At 63.4% G+C, this 18,189-nt stretch carries 16 protein-coding genes; 8 read left to right on the top strand and 8 right to left on the bottom strand.

Annotated features, from left to right (window positions below; all coding sequences use genetic code 11):
- Nucleotides 1-10 precede the first annotated feature (10 nt).
- Nucleotides 11-991 (top strand): AAA family ATPase, encoded by a 981-nt coding sequence (locus V5735_RS21595; protein ID WP_423747209.1) that lies wholly within the window; start codon nt 11-13, stop codon nt 989-991.
- Between the two features lie 313 nt (nt 992-1,304).
- Here V5735_RS21595 and V5735_RS21590 read toward each other — a convergent pair whose 3' ends face one another.
- The gene (locus V5735_RS21590; RefSeq protein WP_423747208.1) at nt 1,305-1,970 is read right to left on the bottom strand and encodes an ABC transporter ATP-binding protein; all 666 of its coding nucleotides are present in this window, start codon (nt 1,968-1,970) and stop codon (nt 1,305-1,307) included.
- 68 nt (nt 1,971-2,038) lie between these two features.
- Nucleotides 2,039-5,218: an FtsX-like permease family protein gene (locus V5735_RS21585; RefSeq protein WP_423747207.1), complete on the bottom strand. Its 3,180-nt coding sequence runs from the start codon at nt 5,216-5,218 to the stop codon at nt 2,039-2,041.
- A gap of 277 nt (nt 5,219-5,495) precedes the next feature.
- Here V5735_RS21585 and V5735_RS21580 point away from each other — a divergent pair, with 277 nt between their 5' ends.
- The 5 genes from V5735_RS21580 (at nt 5,496) to V5735_RS21560 (ending at nt 7,827) form a co-directional block, all read left to right on the top strand.
- The gene (locus V5735_RS21580) at nt 5,496-6,059 is read left to right on the top strand and encodes a type 1 glutamine amidotransferase domain-containing protein (RefSeq protein ID WP_423747206.1); all 564 of its coding nucleotides are present in this window, start codon (nt 5,496-5,498) and stop codon (nt 6,057-6,059) included.
- 132 nt (nt 6,060-6,191) lie between these two features.
- Nucleotides 6,192-6,683 carry a ferritin-like domain-containing protein gene (locus V5735_RS21575; RefSeq protein ID WP_423747205.1) on the top strand — a complete coding sequence of 164 codons (492 nt, stop codon included), beginning with the start codon at nt 6,192-6,194 and terminating at the stop codon, nt 6,681-6,683.
- A 97-nt stretch (nt 6,684-6,780) separates the two neighbouring features.
- Nucleotides 6,781-7,068 carry a hypothetical protein gene (locus tag V5735_RS21570; protein WP_423747204.1) on the top strand — a complete coding sequence of 96 codons (288 nt, stop codon included), beginning with the start codon at nt 6,781-6,783 and terminating at the stop codon, nt 7,066-7,068.
- Nucleotides 7,069-7,149: 81 nt separating this feature from the next.
- Nucleotides 7,150-7,653 (top strand): DUF2243 domain-containing protein, encoded by a 504-nt coding sequence (locus tag V5735_RS21565; protein ID WP_423747203.1) that lies wholly within the window; start codon nt 7,150-7,152, stop codon nt 7,651-7,653.
- 12 nt (nt 7,654-7,665) lie between these two features.
- A complete protein-coding gene (locus tag V5735_RS21560) occupies nt 7,666-7,827 on the top strand; it encodes a hypothetical protein (RefSeq protein ID WP_007981049.1) in 162 nt (53 codons plus the stop codon).
- A 21-nt stretch (nt 7,828-7,848) separates the two neighbouring features.
- Here the strand turns inward: V5735_RS21560 and V5735_RS21555 are convergent, their stop codons facing one another.
- From V5735_RS21555 to V5735_RS21535, 5 genes are all read right to left on the bottom strand, one after another.
- Nucleotides 7,849-9,102 carry a sulfite oxidase gene (locus V5735_RS21555; protein ID WP_423747202.1) on the bottom strand — a complete coding sequence of 418 codons (1,254 nt, stop codon included), beginning with the start codon at nt 9,100-9,102 and terminating at the stop codon, nt 7,849-7,851.
- 101 nt (nt 9,103-9,203) lie between these two features.
- Nucleotides 9,204-10,550 carry a TIGR00341 family protein gene (locus V5735_RS21550; protein WP_423747201.1) on the bottom strand — a complete coding sequence of 449 codons (1,347 nt, stop codon included), beginning with the start codon at nt 10,548-10,550 and terminating at the stop codon, nt 9,204-9,206.
- 88 nt (nt 10,551-10,638) lie between these two features.
- A complete protein-coding gene (locus tag V5735_RS21545) occupies nt 10,639-10,995 on the bottom strand; it encodes a hypothetical protein (protein WP_423747200.1) in 357 nt (118 codons plus the stop codon).
- A 62-nt stretch (nt 10,996-11,057) separates the two neighbouring features.
- A complete protein-coding gene (locus V5735_RS21540; protein WP_423747199.1) occupies nt 11,058-12,257 on the bottom strand; it encodes an AI-2E family transporter in 1,200 nt (399 codons plus the stop codon).
- 102 nt (nt 12,258-12,359) lie between these two features.
- On the bottom strand, nt 12,360-14,987 hold the full coding sequence (locus V5735_RS21535; protein ID WP_423747198.1) for a TIM-barrel domain-containing protein: 2,628 nt from the start codon (nt 14,985-14,987) through the stop codon (nt 12,360-12,362).
- 136 nt (nt 14,988-15,123) lie between these two features.
- Between V5735_RS21535 and V5735_RS21530 the strand changes: the two genes are divergently transcribed.
- Nucleotides 15,124-16,026, top strand: a complete 903-nt coding sequence (locus V5735_RS21530; protein WP_423747197.1) for a hypothetical protein — start codon at nt 15,124-15,126, stop codon at nt 16,024-16,026.
- A gap of 54 nt (nt 16,027-16,080) precedes the next feature.
- On the opposite strand, the gene V5735_RS21525 is transcribed toward V5735_RS21530, so the two are convergent.
- Entirely contained in the window at nt 16,081-16,365 is a 285-nt protein-coding gene (locus tag V5735_RS21525; RefSeq protein ID WP_423747196.1) for a C2H2-type zinc finger protein, read from the bottom strand.
- 218 nt (nt 16,366-16,583) lie between these two features.
- Here V5735_RS21525 and V5735_RS21520 point away from each other — a divergent pair, with 218 nt between their 5' ends.
- Nucleotides 16,584-18,188 (top strand): 2-oxo acid dehydrogenase subunit E2, encoded by a 1,605-nt coding sequence (locus tag V5735_RS21520; protein WP_423747225.1) that lies wholly within the window; start codon nt 16,584-16,586, stop codon nt 18,186-18,188.
- Nucleotide 18,189 lies beyond the last annotated feature (1 nt).

Here is an 18,189-nt window from a genome sequence, read left to right as displayed (position 1 = left end):
CTCGGCAACGATGGACCCCGAGGCAGTCTACTCCGCCCTGACCGAGGAAATGAAGGCCGTTCTCATCGGCAACGACGACGTTGTGGAAGGAATCACCGTCTCGCTTCTCACTCGTGGGCACATCCTTCTCGAAGGCGTCCCCGGTGTGGCGAAGACGACGATTGCGAACGCGTTCGCACACGCGACCGGTCTCGATTTCACCCGCGTGCAGATGACGCCCGACCTGCTGCCCGCCGACATCACCGGCACCCACGTCTACCGGGACGGGACCGGGGAGTTCCAACTCCAGCGCGGGCCGATATTCACGAACCTGCTCGTCGCCGACGAGATCAACCGCGCCACGCCGAAAACACAGAGTGCGCTGCTCGAAGGCATGCAGGAGCGAACCGTCACCATCGAAGGCGACACCCTGTCGCTGCCGTCGCCGTTCATGGTCATCGCCACTCAGAATCCCATCGAGATGGACGGAACGTACGAACTGCCCGAAGCGCAACGCGACCGATTCCAGTGTAAACTCACCGTGGACCTCCCGTCGGACGAGGACGAGTTGCGACTCATCGACCGGTTCGACGAGACGCCGGACCTCGACCCGACCGACCTCTCGCGGGTCATCACCGTCGGTGACATCCTCGACGCGCGCGAGCAGGTGCGAACCGTGCACGTCGCCGAATCGGTCAAATCCTACATCCAGTCGTTCGTGAGCGCGTCCCGGACGCACTCGGACCTCGCGCACGGGGGGTCGCCCCGTGCGACGCTCGCGTTGCTCCACACCGCGAAGGCGCGCGCCGCGATTCACGGCCGCGACTACGTGATTCCCGACGACGTGAAGGCGCTCGCGGTCCCCGTGATGCGCCACCGCCTCGTCTTGAGCACCGAGGCGGAGTTGAGCGACCGCTCGTCCGTGGAAGTCGTCGAGGACCTCCTGGACACCGTGACGCCGCCGAACGGCGTGACGGACGAGGTTCCCGTCGAGGGGAACGCCGACGACTGACTCGACGACCGACACCGACTACCACCTCGTCGATCGACCGACGACGGTACCGCTCCCCGAACTACTTAGTTCTTCGACACGGTTGTTCGAGTACACCCGTGTCGCTCACGAAATCCGCGTCGAGAACGACCGTTCATAGCTTCGTCGCAACGGTGTTGACCATCTCGGTATCGTTTTGGTTCATGACCCCAACCCGCGGCGTTTCCAGAATCGTGACCGTCGCTCTCGCCGCCGTCACCGGGTCGCTCTCGTTTCTGTTCGTCACGTGGCTTCGAAACCGGTAGCGGCTCGAACGACCCACGTCGCCCCCTTTTTACGTCGGATCCGCTCGAATCCGTCCGTCCTCCAATCGAACCACGGTGTCGAACCGCGGCGTCAACTGCATGTCGTGGCTGATGACGACGAGCGCCGTGTCCGCCGTCTCCTGCAGTCGAAACAGCAGGTCGAGCACCTGTTCGGTCGTGTCGGGGTCGAGTTGGCCGGTCGGCTCGTCCGCGAGCACGATGGCAGGGCGGTTCGCCAGCGCGCGGGCGATGGCGACGCGTTGCTTCTCGCCGCCCGAGAGCGTCGCCGGATACTGGTCCGTGCGGTCGGCGATTTCGAGCCGCTCGAACAGCGTTTCGAGCCACTCTTCGTCCCGTTCGCCCGTGTGGTCCTGCGGGAGGGCGGCGTTCTCCCACGCGGTCAAATCCCCGATGAGTTGGAAGTCCTGAAAGATGAAGCCGAGCGTCTCCCGTCGCAGTTTCGCGCGTTTTCGTTCGGAGAGCGAAGCGGTGTCCTCGCCTCGAATCGTGACCGTCCCGTCCGTCGGCGTGTCGAGCAACCCGAGCACGTTGAACAGCGTCGTTTTACCCGCGCCGCTCGGTCCCTGCACGAGGAGCTGTGCGTCCGTCGGTATGGAGAGCGAGGCGTCCTCGATGACGTCGCGTTCCCCTCGAACGACGCGGACGGCGTTCGCTTCCAGTACGGTTTCGGTCATTCTCCCCCATCTACAATCGTTTTCGTCTAGTCTTTTCCGGTTCGATTAGGTCGCGTCCTCATAGACGGTCACTCCGGTCGCGTCTCGTGACGGTCGAATGACGATTCCGATTTGCGGCCGAAGGGCGATTCCGATTCGCGGCCGAATGACGATTCCGTTTCACGGTCGAAGGCCGTTTCCGTCTCGCGGTCGGCGGCCGTTCCGTTAGCCGTTCCACGCTGAACCGCGGTCGGCGTGGCGAGGAGGTAGGGAAGCGCCGCGATGAGGACGCTCAGCCCCATCAACACGAGCGCGCTCCCCACCGCGAGGGCGAGTATCGGGAGCGGGATGGCGGTCGAGAGCCGGATGCCGAAGACGGTGAACAACCCGGTGACGGCGAGGAGCCGCACCGTCACCAGTGCGGCCACGAGCGCGGCGGCGATGGCCGGAATAGAGAGGCGGCAGGCGTCGGCGAGGAGGATGCGAACCAGTCTCCCCCGCGTCGCGCCGGTCGCGCGGTACACCCCGACGGCGCGCCGTCGCGCGTGGACGGCTTGGGCGAACGTCGCCGTCGTTCCGCCGACCGCAGTCAGCCCGGCGAGGACGACCATCACCAACAACAGGAGGTTGAAGTTGCCGAACACGCCGCGGACGGCTTGCCCGAGTCCGCTTCCGCTGGCGTACTCCGTGTTCTGGGCGAGCGTGGAGAACGTCCGGTCGTCGCCGTGGACGGTGAACGAGTCCGCCGCAATCGTCCGTCCGCCCGACACCAGCCGAACCGAATACTCTCCCGGCGTCAGGCGGTCGTTCGAGTCACTCGACCCGGAATCTCCGGTAGCGCCGAGTTCCGACGTCGTGACAGCGGATTCGTACGGACCGAGGGAGACGGTTTTCTCTCTCGTCCCCGTCGGTGCGACGAGCGAGAGCGTCCGCGTTATCGGTTTGCTCCACGGGTTGAACACGACGAGTTTCGTCGTCGGACGGGAGACGGCGCTCACCTCGTCCGGCGAAACGCGAACGGCTCCGATCGGTTCGCGCGTCGCCCCCGACGCGACGTGTAAGCTCGACGTGTTCGTTCGGTTCCCCTTGCGCACGGTCAGGTCGTAGTTACCCTCCTCTCCCGGCAGGCGAACGACCGCGATTCCGTCCTCGTTCGTCCGCGCGGTTTGCTCCCCTACGCGAACCGTCGCACCGGAAACGTTCCCGCCGTTTACCGTCCGAACAGGGACTGCCATCGTCTCGTTTGGCGGTGCCTGTGACGGCAACGTGGGCACGGACAGCGGCGGCTCGCTGTACACACCGACCGACTGCGTGTACCCCTCGACGCGGAGCGTCCGATTTCCGAGCGACGATGCCGATACGTTCATCGTCACGGTCCGCCGTTTGCCACCACTGAGCGTGACCGTGCGCGAGGTCGAGGCGGAACCCAGTTTCGCCGTCAGCCGCCGTGTCTTTTCCGTCGAACCGGAGTTTCGCACCGATATCCGCACCGGTAGTTTCGTTCCGCGGACGGCGGTCTCCGGTGCCGAAACGCTGCTGACGACGATATCCGGCGTGTTCGATTGCGACCGCGACAGGCGAGCGTCGCCCCCCGCCGTGCGGATGAAGTGGACGGTGCCGGGGTCAGTCGAGAGGTCGTGTGCGGTCGCGAGCGGCACCACGAGTTGGTCGTCCCCGATTCCTTCGGCCGCGTACACGCCGGTAATCGTGACCTGCGTGAACGCTGGGGAGGACGCGCCGCCGAGCGTGAGGTTGTCACCGATGCCGACGTTCAGCGTCCGCGCGAGGTCGCGGCCGATAACGGCGTCGTACTTGTCCCGCGGTGCGCGCCCGGCGACGAGCGTCGCGTTCGACACCCCCGCGAACGAACTCCAGTTCGCCCCTCTGGCCAGATACGGCTGTCCGTCCCGGAGTTGGACGACGATGATTTCCGGGCTGGCCGTGACACCCTGTTGGCGGAGCAAGTCGGCGTATCCGGCGTCGATTCGGCTCGCCATCGGGTACGGCGCGCCGGGTTCGGTTACCGTCCCGCCCGACGTCGTGGCGAGGGGAGCGAGGACGCCGACCAACGACCCGACGAGGAGCACGATGAGGACGAAGATGGTCAGTACCGTCGCCGCCGGGACGACCGCCCGCCACTGGAGCACGGTCGTATCCACGACCGACGGCACCCGCCCGGCGGCCTTCGACCACCGCGTTTCGCTCGTCGCCCCTCCGCGCTGGCTGTATAACTGCTGGAGGCGGGACGGGGGCGTCTTCGTCGCCGGTCGGACGGCGAGCACGCCCGCGGCGACACCGGCGAACAGCAGGCAGGCGAATCCGGGGAGGAGAACCCGGAGCACGGCCGGTGTGACCGACGGCGACAGCGAAATCCGAAGCCCGGCGGCCACCGCGGCGTTGACGACCCCCCTCGTGACGATGATGCCGACCGCGTAGCCGAGGGCGATGCCGACACCGGTGAGCAGTCCGGCGCGAACGCCGAAGATGGCGAGCAGACTTCGCGGCGTCCCGCCGGTGGCGCGGATGACCTCGATGGCGTCCAATCGGTCGCGGACGCTCATCCGGGTGACGTTGTACACGACGACGAGAACGAGGACGCCGCCGCCGACGGTCGCCAGCCCCAACAGGTCCACCACGCCCCCCATCCCCGCGATGAAATACTGGTACAGGCCGGGCGTGACGACGCCCGCGATTCCGCCTCCCGCCCCGCCGCCGCCGCTCTTCGGCGTCGTATCCACGACGTACGCGCCGGTCGCGCCGAGCGACCGGACCGTGGAGGGGTCGCCGACGTACCACGACGACGGGAAGACGGACTTGTCCGCCGACGCCGGTGCGACGGAGACCGTTTTCGTCTGTCCGCTACCGACCAACCGCTGTCGAGTTCGGTTCTCGACCGGCCCGACGAGCGTCGCGTTCGACGGCGCGTGTGGAAACCGGGCTTCCCGCCACGAGACGGAGATGTCCTGAAGAACGGTCGGCGCGCTTTCCGGGACGCCGACGACGTACCCGCTCGTCCCGTTTTGCTCGACCGCCGCGACCGGGAGCACGATGTCGTCGCCCCCGGCGGCAGCGGTCGCCTCGTCCATCGAGTCGTAGTGGGTGACGGCCATCGAATCGCTGAATCCCGACGAAATCGACGACGTTTGCGTGTTCGCCGCGACCAACAACACCGTCGTTCCCACGAGGAACGCCACCGCTACCGCGATGATGACGATGGTCAATCGGTCACGTCGTGACCACTGCGTGCAAAGCCCCCGCTGATACCCCATTCAACCCCCTCGTTTTCCGTCCACTCGGGAGCCTCAATAGTATAGGCTCCTTACGCGGTGGAAACGAGTCCGTACCCCGTTCGGGAGGTCGCTGGTGCTCGTGGGAGTTCTCAGTCCGATGAGCCCATCGCATCCGTCGTTCCCGACTCCGTGAACCGGACGGTAACGTAGATATTCCGGTTCGAGTCCCGCTCTATTTGCCGTTCCAATCGGGTGGGATGGTTGCCGTACGCCGTCGTCTTTAGGGATATCGATGCGCTATGCTCGACGGAGAACGATGACAGACACACTCATCGACACGAACGTGGCGATTTTCATCGCACGAGCCGGAACCGAGGAGGTCGAATTCACCGAGCCACAGCAGGCGGTTGCCGATGCGGGCGCGACCGTGGATGTCGTTGGTGCCGAAACCGGCGAGGTTCGGACCGTCAACAACGACCTCGACGAGGGCGGCACCTACGAGGTCGAACGGACGTTTTCGGAGGTTTCCGCCGCCGACTACGACGCCCTGTTGATCCCGGGCGGTGCCGTCGGGGCAGACCGACTCCGTGCGGACAGCGACGCAGTACAGTTGCTTCGGAACGTTTTCGACGCGGGCAAGCCAATCGGCGTCATCTGCCACGGTCCGTGGACGCTGGTCGAGGCCGATGTCGTCGAGGGCCGGACGCTGACCTCCTACCCGAGTTTACGGACGGACATCCGAAACGCGGGCGGGGAATGGGTGGACGAGGAAGTCGTCGTGGACGAGGGACTGGTTACCAGTCGCAACCCCGACGACTTGCCCGCCTTCTGTGACAAAGTTGTCGAGGAGTTCGAGGAAGGGCGACACGAGCGGAACTGAACGCCGACCTGCTTCTTTCGCACGGCGTTTCGACCCGACTCGACCTGTTCTATGCCCCCGTTTTAGAATCCCTGCGCATGTAGCCTCGATTCTCATTGTGGTGGGTCTACACGACCTAGTCGGAGATTCACCATGACGACAGACTCGACCGAAAAGCTGCTCGTAGAGGGACTGCAAGAACTGTACTATACCGAACAGCAACTCGTCGACGCGCTGGAGACGTTGGCCGACCAGACCGACGAAGAAAGCGCGAAGAACGCGTTCTCCGAGCATCGCGGCGAGACGCAGGAGCACGTCGAGCGCCTCGAAGAGGTGTTCGAACAAATCGACGAGGAACCGCAGGACCGGAATGACCGCGTCGTGGACGCGCTCATCGAGGAGCACGAGGAATTCGCCTCGGAGAACGACGGCGAGGTACTCGACCGCTACAACATCGCCGCCGGGCAGAAGACCGAACACTACGAAATCGCCGCCTACGGTAACGTCACGTCGCTGGCCCAGAAACTCGGCCACGATGAGGCGTCGGACATGCTGGCGGAGACGCTCCGCGAAGAGCAGTCAGCCCTCGACGAACTCTCGCAGGTTGGCGAACAGTTCGACCAGCAGGCGACCGCAGATGACTAAGCATGCCAGCGTTCCTCGTTTTTTGCCGCTCGTTGGAAATGTCCGCTAGAAACCGAGCCATTGGTCTCGCTGATTCACAATCGAGAGGTGTCCACGAATGACGCTCGTTCAAACGCTTGGCGACGTGGAATTGGGTGAACGAATTCGGATGACGGTCGATGGCGACTCGACCATCGAGGGGGAGGCGACGCTCGTCGACTACGACCCGGAGGAACGACTGCGGGTCGAAATCGACGGCGAGGAGGATTCACGCGTTCGACGCGACGTTCGCGCCGACCGGAAGAACGGCGACTGGACGACCCCGAAGGTACGACGATATACTCCTGACCAAGGCGATTGGGCGGTGCGTGGGGTAGTCACAGACGTTCGAATCGAGGAACGATGACCCCCCGTCGAAACCCGTTTTAAATCGCCTGCGAGTTGAGCCCCGTCGTCTAAGCCCGTCGCGCCTGTCCATCGAACATCCATGAGTCATCAACGAGACGCGTTCGGCGGCGTGACGCGGCGAGCACTCCTCGCTGCCGGTATCTTCGGATTCGGATTCAGCGGCCTGATAGACGTACTGGTGCTCCACCTCGTGTTGCAGTGGCACCACCTCGTCTCCGGCCTGTATCCGCAAACCACGATGGCAGGACTGCGAACGAACATGCTCGCCGACGGGTTGTTCTCCATCACCATGGTCGTCATCATGGGAATCGGCGGCGGACTCCTCTGGCGGGCCGAACGACGCGCGGCGAGTCCGTTACCCGTTCGCCCGATAGCCGGTTCCGCCGTCGTCGGCCTGGGCACGTTCGACCTCTACGACGTTCTGGTCGACCACGTGCTTCTGGGACTCCACCAACCCCTCTCGCGGGGCGGTCGCTACAATCCCCACTGGATAGTCGTCAGCCTCCTCATCATCGGGGCCGGTCTCTACGTCTACCGAACGGGGTCGAGCGAGGGACGGGAAACTCCCTCCGAAAACGTCTGAACACCGATTACGATGACGCTCTCCCCTTTCATCCCGCTCCACCCGGGTTCTCCCCCGACGCCGGTCCCTCACTGGGTCGTGCTGATAGCCGCGGTTCTCGTCCTGTGGGTCGTCATCGCCGGAGGGGTGGTGGTGATAGACCGATTGTTCGACCGACTCCCGTGGACGACGTGACAATCCGAACGATTCGGCCGTCTACTCCTCGACCGAAACGGAGACGCCGAGCGGACCGTAGGCGTTGTTTCCGTACCCCTTCTCGTTCCACGGGTATTTTCCGTCCGTAATCCCGCGAAGCCCTTCGTCGGGGTCCGAGACGGTCGCCGGTTGCGTGCGTCCCTCTTCGTCGGTCGCCCGAGAGAGCAGCGCGTGCTCTCCCGCCGTCGCGTCCCACACGTACCGGAACTTTCGGACGGCGTGGCGTCCGAGGTCCGGTCCGACGAACTCGGCGTCGTCCCACGTCCCCCCGCCGTCGACCGACACCTCGACGCGCTCGACCGCATCGTCACCGGACCACGCGACGCCCGTGATTTCGACCCGCCCGTCGGCCGACGGCGCGGCGTCGTCCGTCGGCGACGTGATGAGCGACTTGACGAGTTGGTCGAAGCAGTAGGCGTTTCGAATCTCGTCGGTCTCTCGCATCTGTTCGTACGTGCTGAACGTCTCCACCGACTCGTAGCGCTCCGGTTCGTCGTCCTGGGCCGGAACGATTCGATACGAGGACTGCTGGTACTCCGTGTAGTCGCGCCCACCCTTCGACTCCCACTCGTCTCCCGACACCATCGTCTCCATGACGTGCATCCGGTCGACCCATTTGACGCTGTTGTTCCCGAACCACCCCGGGACGAGGAGGCGAAGCGGATAGCCGTGCTCCGGCGTCATCGGTTCGCCGTTCATCTCGTAGGCAAGCAGGCAATCGTCCAGCACCTTTCCCATCGGAATCGACCGACAGAACACGTCCTCGTCCTCTTTCGCTTCTCCGCCCATCACGGACAGCCATAGTCCGTCGTCGATGGCGGCGTCGTGCGCTTCGAGGACGGCACGAACCGGCGTCCCGGTCCACACCGCACTCCCGACTGCGCCGACCGTCCACTGGTCCCCCTCCGCGTCGGGGTCGAAGTACGCCCGTCCGTTCCCCGAACACTCCATCATGTGCACGACCGATTCGGTCGGGTAGTCGTGTTTTATCTCCGCCACCGAGAGTTCGACCTCATTCTCGACCATGCCGGTCAGCGAAACCGCCCACTCCTCGGCGTCGATTTTCGGCGTCCGGTGGTGAGTTCGGATGTAATGCTCCTCGCGCGGCGTCAGGTAGTTTTCGAGGTGTTCCCGGGAGGCGGTCTGTGCGTTCTCCGGCGATTCCGTTAGCACCTTCAACCCCGGATAGCGCTCGTCCAACGGCGCGTCCGGTCGGTCCGCCGGGTCGCGTTCGCGGTGGTCTTTCGGTTGCATTTGGGTTCGTCCTTCGACGAGGGGCCACTCCTTCGCTGTGCCTGCTGGTGAAAGGTACTTTGTGATACCGGCGAGAGGACTTCGCACCGCGACCGAACTATTCACGCTCCGTGCGGGCTCGAAACCCTGGGGTGCGGGAACGAACGATACGTGTTCGAGGTGTTCCTCGCGTTCGCCGTTCCCGACTCGGTGAATTCGACGGTAACGTGGACGTTCCGGTTCGCGTCTCGCTCGATTTGCCGCTCCAACAGGGTGGGGAGGTCGCTGTACGCCGTGTTGGAACTACGACTGACGACCACCGTCACGTTCGCGGGCGTCGACCGCCACCCCATTCCGCCGTACGCCGTTTGCACCCCCGACAGGGAGAGGTTCGAGTACGCGGGTCGGTCGAGCGTCGTTTCCACGTTCCGGTTCGTCGTCCGACTGAACGCGACGTTTGTCCCGGTCAGAACCCCCGTCCCGACCGTCGCGAGCAGGAGGATGGCGAGCGTCCCGTACACCGCCGTTCGTCGCCCGGACGGAATCGACTCGCGGAACGACCCATCCTCCTCCGCCCATCTCGGCGCGTACCCCATCCCGAGGAGCGTGACCAGCGCGCCGATGTTGATGGCGAGGATGTTGACGAGCAAGAGGAGAAACGCGCCGACGGCGAGCAGCGGCGTCGCCCACGCGATTGCGAGTCCCGTCGCCGCCGCCGCCGGGATTATCGCAGCCGCTATCATGACGCCGATGATGGTCGTGGACTGTTCCGTCGTGTAGCCGAACGCGCCCACGATACCGGCGATGATGGCGCCGAGCGTGGACAGGGCGGTCGGCGCGAGTCGAACGCCGACGAGTTCGACGTGCAGTATCGACAGTCCCGGCGGGACGACCCCCGTCCACCGGACGACCCATCCGAACAGCGCCGCGACGAGTACCGCGACGCCGAGACCGAGTCCTTGTTCTCTCACGCTGTCGACGAACAAATCCCAATCGCCCAAGAGAACGCCGGTCGGTACCGCGAGGGCGGAACTCACCTGCGGCGCGATAATCATCGACCCGATGATGAGCGCCGGTTGGTCCAGCAGCAACCCCGCGGCGGCCGCGATGACGGAGAGGAGCGTCCCGAGGTAGTAGAGTTGATACGGCCACTGCATCTCCCGGATTTTCGCGTGCAGTTCGACTTTCGAGAGTTTCTGAACGGACCCGCTGTACCGCTGTCGGAGTTCGGTGAAGTTCGGCGTCTCGACCAACTCCGCCTTCGTCGAGACGGTATCGACCTCCGCGTCGAGTCCCGACTCCCGAAACTCGTCGAGAATCGGTTCGACCATCGCGGTCGGAAGCGGAAAGAAAAAGAGCGCGCTCCCCTCGTCCTCGCTCACGACCGTGTAATCGACATCGTACTCGTCGAGAATCGACGCGACGGTCTCCCGTTCGTCGTCAGGCGTGTGGACGTGGAACTCTCGCATTAGTTGGTAGAATCGCTTGACTTTGCTGTATCTTCCGGCCGGTTTGCCCCGCGGAGGTACGCCCGCGGTTCACTGCCGTCCCCAGAATTCAGGTTCCCTCGGGGTTCACATCCTGCACCTCGACGATTTTGGCCTGCGAAACGAACGTTTCACCGCCGCCCGTGCGGACCTGAATCGTCCGACCCGGCAGGTCGGGGTCGTCGTCTTCGGCGGGTTCGTCCGGCACGGAAATCGCAACCACGTCGTCGAGGGCGACGGTTCGTCGTTGAATCGGGTCTCCCTCGTACTCGACGGTTTCCCACGTCTCGATGTCGAACTCGTTCATGTTCTTGCCGAAGTACTCCTCCGCGTCCTTGTCGACCGAATCCTCGGTCTGGGACTCCCCGGCCGTCCGATTGGCGTCCGCAACCTGCTCGTGTTGATACTGGTGGATGTGCGCGAACATCGTCGTGGCTACATCGGCGACGTCCTAAAAGATTCGGCGCGAACGCGGGTTCGACACGCGCGCTATTCGGCGTCCCCCTCCGCGTTACCGCCGCTCTCGTCCGCTCTCTCCTCTTGCGGTACGTCTCGCACCGAGCTCGGGTTCGTCCCGACCGATTCGCCCATCGAGACGGTCGGGGTGAGCGGGTCCCCGTGAAGGAGTTCCGGGAGGACGATGCGAACCGCCTCCAGCATCAGGATGAACAGTATCGGGAGCAGGAAGAAGCCGTACCAGCCGAAGAGGATGGGACCGAGCAGGTAGGCGAACATCATCATCACCATGTCGAGTTGGCGGCCGGTGATGTACGGTTGGAGGAACGTCTGGGGCAGCGTATCGAGCAGGAGGAAGTAAATAACGAGCACACCTCCGACGAACACGAGGTAGTCTCCGCCCGCGTTCACTGCCTGTATCCCGAGATAGCCGACGACCGGCAGGTAGACGAGTTTCCCGACGACGATGGGAATCAGGCTCGCCACGCCGGTGAGGAACGCGAGCACGAACACCATCGGAACGTGAAGGTCTCCCGGCGCGACGACGTTCGTCCCCCAGTAGGCGGCCGCCGCGATGAGTGACATCACGACGATGAACAGCAGGTTCCCGAAGAAGACGGATTCGAGGTCCTCGTCCACGGCGACGGCGTAGGCGTACGCCGTCGTGTCCTTTCCCCCGAACAATCGGATGAGACCGGCGGAAAGCTGGTCGTCGTTTTTCAGGAAGAAGTACGCGAGCGTCACCGAGAGCGCGATGAGCATTATCCCGCCGATGACAGCCGATGTGACCCGTAGTCCCGAGTGAAGCACCGTCTGCACGGTCTTTTGCGGGTTGGAGACGAACTGCTGTGGTTGCTGCATGGCGGCGAGGACCCGCTCCTGTTGTGCTTTCGGAAGTGCGCCGAGATAGTTCCTGACGAGCGCCGAATTTGCGGTACCGCCGAACGCTTGCTGTGCCTGCTGAAACAGATGAAACCCGGCGTACAGAGTGAGTAGGAAGATGGGAAGGAACACCACGAGGAGGGTCAATCCGGCTATCACCCCGTCCGAATCGGCCATGATGCTCACCCGTCGATAGATGGGACGGGTCGCGTAGTAGCCGAAGACTCCGAGGACCACCATCCCCACGAACGAGTAGGCGACGAACCCCGCGACGAGCGCGAGAAGGACGACGAAAATCCACCACCCGAGTCGGTTTCTGGGGGGAAGCGTGTCGAAGCGAATGTCTACCATCGTCTCGTCTAAATCACTCCTCCCTGCAAACCGTTGTGGCCGCATCGGGTGTTGCAGAACGAAACCGGCAGCGAAAAATGGCGTCGGTCCGCGTTCGATTTCCTACTCGTGTTCGCCACGACCATCGTGGTCGTCATCATCGTGACCGTCGTGTCCATGGCCGCCACGACCGCCGTGACCGTTGAAAAATAGTTTCACCGTTCCGTCCTCGTCGGCGGGGATGTGGACACACACTGCGTCTTTGTCCTCGCTGTAGCCGTACGTTTCCGGCGTGTCGGCGACCGTTTTCGGGTCGGCGCGCTCGTACTTACTCGACGCGGCTTGCACCTTTCGCGGCGCTTCCGACCGGTCGAGTTTCAGCAGGTACGACGACAGTTCCGACCCATCGTAGTTATCGACTTCAGTTTCGTGTTCGAAGGTGACGACGCCGCCGTTACTGGCGGAAACGGAGAATTCGGTTAGGTTGTACTCCCCGTCCTTGTAGTTCGGCGTCTCGCCGTCGTCCTCGTAGAAGGAGTACGTCGCCGCTTCGTCGAGGTAGGTGTCGAGTTCGAGAGTCGTCAGCGGTTTCTCGCCCGTGTATTGCTGGACGTCCCGCATCGGAACTATCGAATCCCGCTTCACGAAAATGGGGAGATGGTCGAGCGGTGCATCGACCATCAGCGTCTGCCCGCCCTCGTACTCCTCGCCGGTCCAGTAGTCCGTCCACCGTGCACCGTCCGGCAGGTAGACTTCCCGACTCGTCGCCCCCTGTTCGACAACTGGCGCGAGCATCAGCGCGTCCCCGAACATGAACTGGTCCGCGATGTCGTACGTCCGTTCGTCGTTTTGGAACTGGTACACCAGCGCCTGCTGGACTGGCTTGCCGGACTCCGAGGCTTCCTTGAACTCGGTGTAGAGGTACGGCAGCAACCGGTAACGCATTTCGATGTACTTCTTGCTGATGGCTTCGACTTCCTCGCCGAACGCCCACGGCTCTTGGCGCTGGTTGCCGTCCCCGGATTTCGCGTTGCTGTCATAGTGAATTCGGGAGAACGGGAGGAACGCGCCGACTTCTATCCACCGACCGAAGAGTTCCGCATCAGGCCGTTGCGCGAACCCACCGATGTCGTTGCCGACGAAGGAGACGCCGGACAGTCCGACGTTCATGTTCATGGGCAGGGACATCTGGAGGTGTTCCCAACTGCTCACGTTGTCCCCGGTCCACAGCGCGGCGTAGCGCTGGGTGCCCGCGTACATGTCGCGGGTCAGGACGAAGGGACGCTCGTCTGGTTTGTGCATTTCGAACGCGTCGTACGTCGCCCAGGTTTCGTCGTGGCCGTACAGGTTGTGATACTCTTTGTGCGATTTCGTGTCGGGACCGTCGTTGAACACGATGTCCAACGGCATCGTGTGGAATGGACCGTCGAACACGGCCGGTTCGTTCATGTCGTTCCAGATTCCGTCCACACCCGCCTCGAAGAGGACTTCGTGGTTGTCCGACCACCAGTTTCGAACGTCCTCCTGCAGGAAGTCGGGGAACGCGGAGTCGCCCGGCCACACCTCGCCGATGTACGCGGTGCCGTCGGGATTCGTCGCCCAGTAGCCGTTTTCCGTACCCTCTTCGTACATCTCGTACCCGAGGTCCTGCTTGACGGCCGGGTCGTTGATGGCGATGGCGTGAAACCCCTCCATCGATTTCAGCTCTTCGAGGGCCTGTTTGTACTCGTCGTCCCACGTGAATACGCGGTAATCCCGCATGTAGTCGATGTCGAAGTGCATCGTATCGAGCGGGATGTCCCTTTCGCGGTAGGTCCGTGCGACGTTCAGTATCTGTTCGGGCGTGTACTGCCACTTGCTTTGGTGATGCCCCAGCGTCCACTTCGCAGGAACGTCCATCTTCCCCGTGAGTTCGGTGTACCGGTCGACGACATCGCCGACGTCCGGTCCGTAAGTGAAGTAGTAGGTGAGTTTGCCGCCGTTCGCGTAGAAGTAGTAGTAGTCGTCGGATTCGGAGGCCATCTCGTAGTACGAGCGGTACGTGTTGTCGAAGAAGATGCCGTACGCCTCCTCGTCCCGAAGCCCGACGAAGAACGGAATCGTCGTGTAGAGATATTTGGTGTCCAACCCGTACGAGTACGCGTCGGTGTTCCAGAGACCGATGCTCTCACCGCGCTGGTCGAGGTTCAATCCCGCCTGTTCGCCGAACCCGTAGAACGATTCGTCTTCCGTCGTTTCCTTGAATACGTACGGTTTTCCGCTTTCGTAGCCAGCGGTGCCGTAGTCGAGGTAATCCTCGTTGATGACGGCTCCGTCGGCGTCGAGGAACTTGATTCCGAACGGCCGCTTTTTCACCTCGACGGTGATGGCGTCAGTTTCCAGCGCGTACCGGTTCGGACCGTCCCTCCTCGTGAACCGTGGCGTGTTCCATTCGTCCGACGTTTTTGCGATGCCGTGCGATTCGAACTCCGAGTCTCCTGCTTCGAGGATGGATATCTTTGCGAGGTCGGCATCGAAGAGGCGAACGTACGCCTCGTTCGTTCCGAGGTCGAACTTGACGCCGTTTTCGAGCGGTTGGATATCCTGCACGGAGAGATCTTGCAGTTCGTCCTTGTCCAATTCCGTGTCGTCTCCGGGTTGTGTTACCGCACCGACGCCGCGCGAAGCGACGGCGGTACCGGCCATCGCCACCCCGACGGTTTTCAGAAACGACCGGCGGTTAAATCCGTGTTGAAATTTTTCACCGTTCATTGCATTTGGAGGGTTAGTGCATGAACGTATATATTTATTTTATAATTTGAATACTTTCATACTAAAATACATACTCTTTTAAAATCCTATACGACAAATTTCCATTATATTGTAATATCTGGTATTATGTTTGAATATGTGTTATTCTCATTCCCTCCTCCCTCGATCTGAACGATATCGAAGCTTTGTCCCGGTCGAAGCCCCGCTCCGACTCGTCGGGTTCGTCGCGGTCGGCTTCTTGTTCGGGGCGTCCAACGGCGGCATCCACACCGGCCTCGATTCGGTGAGCTTCGCGCCCATCATGGTCGCCGCGATGTCGTTCGTGGTGTTTCAGGGCTGGCAGCTACTCATGTACTCGCAAGGGACCATCGAGGACCACAGCGACACCAACCCGACCGCAATCTACCTCTCGATTCCGACAGCCGTCTTCATCTACATCGGCGTCGCCATCGTCACCACCAGCATCGTCGGCGTCGCGCTGGCGACCGCCGCCTCGCAGTTCGGCGGCTACTGGGGCAAACTCGTCATCTCCCTCTCGGCGCTGTTCTCCACTGCCAGCGCCATCAACGCGACGCTGTTCACGAGCGCACAGTTCTCCGACCGTCTCATCGAGAACGGTCTCCTGCCCAAGAAACTCGACGCCAGTTCGCCCGACGAGTTCCACGTCGGTGAGGACTTGCCGAAGCGCATTATCCTCGTTCTCGGCGTGCTGACCGCGGCGTTCACCGTCGTCGGGAGTCTGGAGGGCATCACCTCGTTCGCGTCGCTGACGTTCATCGTCGTCTTCGGCGGGACGAGTTTCCTCGCGTTGACCCAGCGCGACCACGAAGACGTGTCGGCGATTCCGCCCGCAATCGGACTGGTCGGCACGGTTTTCTTTCTCCCCACGATGCTCTGGCACCTCTTTTCGGCCCAGCGCGGCGTCTTCTACACCGTCGCGGCGCTCGCCGTGGTCTCCGTCACCGTCGAACTGGCCTACTTCGAGACGGACCTGTTCAGTTCCTCCGCGGACGACCGGTCGTCTGTCCGTGGAGACTGATTCGAAAAATACCCATTCGTCGGGCCGCCGCCTTCGTCCGCCGATTAGAGTCCCTCAGTTCCCGCCTTCGTCCGAATCCGGTCCGATATCGTCGTCGTTCTCCGAGGGTCCGGCCGCTTCCGACGGCTCGGCCGCCGACGGCGATTCGTTGGTTTCGTCGGTGAGAGATCCGGTGGACGCACTCGCGTCCGAGGGGGCCGCCGCGGACTCCTCGCTGTGTTGCTCTTCCGGGGTGATGCCGTGTTCGTCCCGCATGTGCTCGTAGAGCTGTTCCTCTCGGTCGAACTCCTCGTCACAGTGCTCGCACGAGTACGTCTCCTCGTTGGATTCTGTTGCCATATCCTTCATTTCTCCCGCGAGACGTGAAAGGATTGTACTGGCACACGCAACCCCGCCCTATTCCCTCCCGTTTCGACATCGATGTTCGTGGAGACGTCCGGTCGAACCGAACGCTCGTCGTCTCGGACCCGTCAGTCGAAATGCACCATTCCCAACCCTGCAGTGGAGATTTAATACAACCGCCACTGTCTAGCTCTGCCATGGGATATATTGTCAAAATGCCCAAACTGGGGCTGGAGATGGACTCCGGGACGCTCAACGCGTGGACCGTTTCGGAGGGCGACGCGATAGCGGAAGGCGACGTCATCGCCGAAATCGAATCGGAGAAGACGACGGCCGAAATCGACGCGCGGGAGGAGGGCGTGCTCAGGCGGGTCTTCGTCGAGGAAGGCGACGTCACCGACCCGGGCGCGCCGCTCGGCATCGTCGCCGCACCCGACGCCGACATCGACGGGTTGGTCGCGGAGGTCGAAGGAGCGTCCGCGGAAACACCGTCCGAAGCGTCATCCGCCGCCGCGAGCGAATCCGCGACTCGAACCGCCGACCGGGAGTCGGCCGCCGAATCCAGCGGTACGGCGACAACGCAGGTCAAGGCGACGCCCCGAGCGAAGCGACGGGCCGACGAACTCGGCGTCGACCTGACGACCATCGACGGCACCGGGCCGCAAGGTGCCATCGACGAGAGCGACGTCGAAGCGGCAGCCGAAGGTGAAACGGCCGAACCGCCGACCGAAGACGAGACGGCCGAACCGCCGACCGACGTCAAAGTGACGCCGCGGGCCAAGCGACGGGCGGAGGAACTGGACGTGGCGCTTCACACCGTCGAAGGAACCGGACCGCAGGGTGCCGTGACCGAGGGCGACGTCGAGGCCGCAGCGGAGGCGACGGAAGCCGAGCCGGTGGAAGCGGAGGCGGCGGAAATCGAATCGGAGGCGAAATCGTCCGCCGAACCCGACGTTCCCGCCGGACGGGTGTTCGCCACGCCGAGCGCCCGCCGTCTCGCACGCGAGTTGGGTGTCGACGTGGAAACCGTCGGGGCGGCCGTCGACGGTCCGCTCACGGAAAGCGACGTTCGGTTGGCGGTCGAGGGAACGGAACGCGACGAACCGGAGACGGTCCCCGGAACCCGCGACGAGGAACGACCGCTGACGGGAATGCGCCGCACCATCGCGGACCGCCTCGGCCAGAGCGACCTCGAGGCGGTGCACGTCACCGAACACCGCTCCGCCGACGCCGAGGAACTGCTCGCCGCGTCGGCGGCCGCGGACGAGGCGCTCGCCCCAGACGTGTCCGTGACGGACGTCCTCCTGACCGCCCTGTCGGCGGCGCTCGACGCGCACCCGGAGTTCAACGCCACCTTCGAGGACGGCGTGCACCAGCTTCACGAATCACACAACATCTGCGTCGCCGTCGATATCGACGCCGGACTCATCGCCCCCGTCATCCGAGACGTGGATTCGCTTTCGCTCTCCGAGCTCGCGGCGCGGCGGAGGGAAGTGACCGCCCGCGCGCTCTCCGGGGAGTACACGATGGACGACCTCACGGGGGGAACGATGACCGTCTCGAACCTCGGCGTCCTCGGCGTCGAGCGGTTCGACCCGGTCATCAACCCACCCCAAATCGCCATCCTCGGCGTCAACGCCATCAAACGCGAAGTGGTTCCGACCGACGACGACGAGGTAGCCGTTCGCAAGCGCATCTCTTTCTCGCTCTCGTTCGACCACCGAATCGTGGACGGGGCGGACGCCGCACGCTTCCTCGGAACGCTCGTCGAGCACGTCGAAAACCCGTGGCCGCTCGTGATTGCGGCGGGCGAAAAATAGG

Source organism: Haladaptatus sp. SPP-AMP-3 (assembly GCF_049568665.1).
Classification (GTDB): Archaea; Halobacteriota; Halobacteria; order Halobacteriales; family Haladaptataceae; genus Haladaptatus; species Haladaptatus paucihalophilus.
The sequence above is the reverse complement of the archived record's forward strand: the minus strand, read 5'-3'. Positions and strand labels throughout refer to the sequence as shown.